Origin of the sequence: Pseudalkalibacillus sp. NRS-1564, from assembly GCF_050467905.1 — a bacterium.
GTDB classification, from domain to species: Bacteria; Bacillota; Bacilli; order Bacillales; family Guptibacillaceae; genus Guptibacillus; species Guptibacillus hwajinpoensis_B.
In genome coordinates, this window is record NZ_JBITPM010000027.1 from 1 (window position 1) to 3,099 (window position 3,099).

The following is a 3,099-nucleotide window of genomic DNA, read 5'->3' on the forward strand; positions in this document are numbered from 1 at the left end:
GTCTGACTCAAAAGCCTCCAACGCTTGTCGGATTTAAACGGCTTACTTCGCTTTTCGTTTAGGTTAAGCCCTCGATCGATTAGTATTCGTCAGCTCCACGTGTTGCCACGCTTCCACCCCGAACCTATCTACCTCATCATCTCTAAGGGATCTTACCAGCTTCATGCTGTGGGAAATCTCATCTCGAGGGGGGCTTCATGCTTAGATGCTTTCAGCACTTATCCCTTCCACACGTAGCTACCCAGCTATGCTCCTGGCGGAACAACTGGTACACCAGCGGTGTGTCCATCCCGGTCCTCTCGTACTAAGGACAGCTCCTCTCAAATTTCCTGCGCCCGCGACGGATAGGGACCGAACTGTCTCACGACGTTCTGAACCCAGCTCGCGTACCGCTTTAATGGGCGAACAGCCCAACCCTTGGGACCTACTTCAGCCCCAGGATGCGATGAGCCGACATCGAGGTGCCAAACCTCCCCGTCGATGTGGACTCTTGGGGGAGATAAGCCTGTTATCCCCAGGGTAGCTTTTATCCGTTGAGCGATGGCCCTTCCATGCGGAACCACCGGATCACTAAGCCCGACTTTCGTCCCTGCTCGACTTGTAGGTCTCGCAGTCAAGCTCCCTTGTGCCTTTACACTCTGCGAATGATTTCCAACCATTCTGAGGGAACCTTTGGGCGCCTCCGTTACACTTTAGGAGGCGACCGCCCCAGTCAAACTGCCCACCTGACACTGTCTCCGCACCGGATCACGGTGCTGGGTTAGAATGTCAGTACAGCCAGGGTAGTATCCCACCGACGCCTCCATCGAACCTGGCGGTCCGACTTCTATGGCTCCTACCTATCCTGTACAAGCTGTACCAAAATCCAATATCAGGCTACAGTAAAGCTCCATGGGGTCTTTCCGTCCTGTCGCGGGTAACCTGCATCTTCACAGGTACTATAATTTCACCGGGTCTCTCGTTGAGACAGTATCCAAGTCGTTGCACCTTTCGTGCGGGTCGGAACTTACCCGACAAGGAATTTCGCTACCTTAGGACCGTTATAGTTACGGCCGCCGTTTACTGGGGCTTCGATTCAGAGCTTCTCCCGTAAGGGATAACCCCTCCTCTTAACCTTCCAGCACCGGGCAGGTGTCAGCCCCTATACTTCGCCTTACGGCTTTGCAGAGACCTGTGTTTTTGCTAAACAGTCGCTTGGATCTTTTCACTGCGGCTCCCCTGGGCTATAAACCCGAGGAAGCACCCCTTCTCCCGAAGTTACGGGGTCATTTTGCCGAGTTCCTTAACGAGAGTTCTCCCGATCGTCTTAGGATTCTCTCCTCGCCTACCTGTGTCGGTTTGCGGTACGGGCACCTTTTTCCTCACTAGAGGCTTTTCTTGGCAGCGTAGAATCAAGGACTTCGGTACTAAATTTCCCTCGCCATCACGACTCAGCCTTCATGGTGAACGGATTTGCCTATTCACCAGCCTAATCGCTTGGACGCGCATTTCCAGCAGCGCGCTCTCCCTATCTTTCTGCGTCCCCCCGTCGTTCAAACGGAAAGGAGGTGGTACAGGAATATCAACCTGTTATCCATCGCCTACGCCTTTCGGCCTCGGCTTAGGTCCCGACTAACCCTGAGCGGACGAGCCTTCCTCAGGAAACCTTGGGCTTTCGACGGACAAGATTCTCACTTGTCTTTCGCTACTCATACCGGCATTCTCACTTCTAAGCGCTCCACCAGTCCTTTCGGTCTGACTTCACAGCCCTTAGAACGCTCTCCTACCATTGTCGTAAGACAATCCACAGCTTCGGTGATACGTTTAGCCCCGGTACATTTTCGGCGCAGCGTCACTCGACCAGTGAGCTATTACGCACTCTTTAAATGATGGCTGCTTCTAAGCCAACATCCTGGTTGTCTAAGCAACGCCACATCCTTTTCCACTTAACGTATACTTTGGGACCTTAGCTGGTGGTCTGGGCTGTTTCCCTCTCGACTACGGATCTTATCACTCGCAGTCTGACTCCCGCGGATAAATCGTTGGCATTCGGAGTTTGACTGGATTCGGTAATCCGGTAAGGACCCCTAGTCCAATCAGTGCTCTACCTCCAAGATTCTTGCCGCGAGGCTAGCCCTAAAGCTATTTCGGAGAGAACCAGCTATCTCCAGGTTCGATTGGCATTTCACCGCTACCCACACCTCATCCCCGCATTTTTCAACATGCGTGGGTTCGGGCCTCCATTCAGTGTTACCTGAACTTCACCCTGGACATGGGTAGATCACCTGGTTTCGGGTCTACGACCACGTACTATTTCGCCCTATTCAGACTCGCTTTCGCTGCGGCTCCGCCTTCTCAGCTTAACCTTGCACGGGATCGTAACTCGCCGGTTCATTCTACAAAAGGCACGCTGTCACCCATTAACGGGCTCCAACTAGTTGTAGGCACACGGTTTCAGGTTCTTTTTCACTCCCCTTCCGGGGTGCTTTTCACCTTTCCCTCACGGTACTGGTTCACTATCGGTCACTAGAGAGTATTTAGCCTTGGGAGATGGTCCTCCCGGATTCCGACGGGGTTTCACGTGTCCCGCCGTACTCAGGATCCGTCTCGGAGGGCATCGGATTTTGACTACAGGATTGTTACCTTCTCTGATGGACCTTTCCAGGTCGCTTCGTCTATCCGTGCCTTTGTAACTCCAAAGAGACGTCCTACAACCCCAGAGGGCAAGCCCTCTGGTTTGGGCTGATTCCGTTTCGCTCGCCGCTACTCAGGAAATCGCGTTTGCTTTCTCTTCCTCCGGGTAATGAGATGTTTCAGTTCCCCGGGTCTGCCTTCCATTCCCTATGTATTCAGAAATGGATACCATCCTATTAAAGATGGTGGGTTCCCCCATTCGGAAATCTCCGGATCAAAGCGTACTTACAGCTCCCCGAAGCATATCGGTGTTCGTCCCGTCCTTCTTAGGCTTCTAGTGCCAAGGCATCCACCGTGCGCCCTTAGTAGCTTAACCTTCGATTTGTTAGGCATTACTGCCATAACGCATCAGTTATTACTAAGTTATTGCATAAAAAATAATTATTGGATGTCGTTGTTTGTGCTATCTAGTTTTCAAGGAACAAG

General features: G+C 52.3%; 1 rRNA gene. It reads right to left on the reverse strand.

Going from position 1 to position 3,099, the window contains the following annotated elements:
* Positions 1–59: 59 nt before the first annotated feature.
* A 23S ribosomal RNA gene (locus ACIFPW_RS13475) occupies positions 60–2,989 on the reverse strand.
* Positions 2,990–3,099 lie beyond the last annotated feature (110 nt).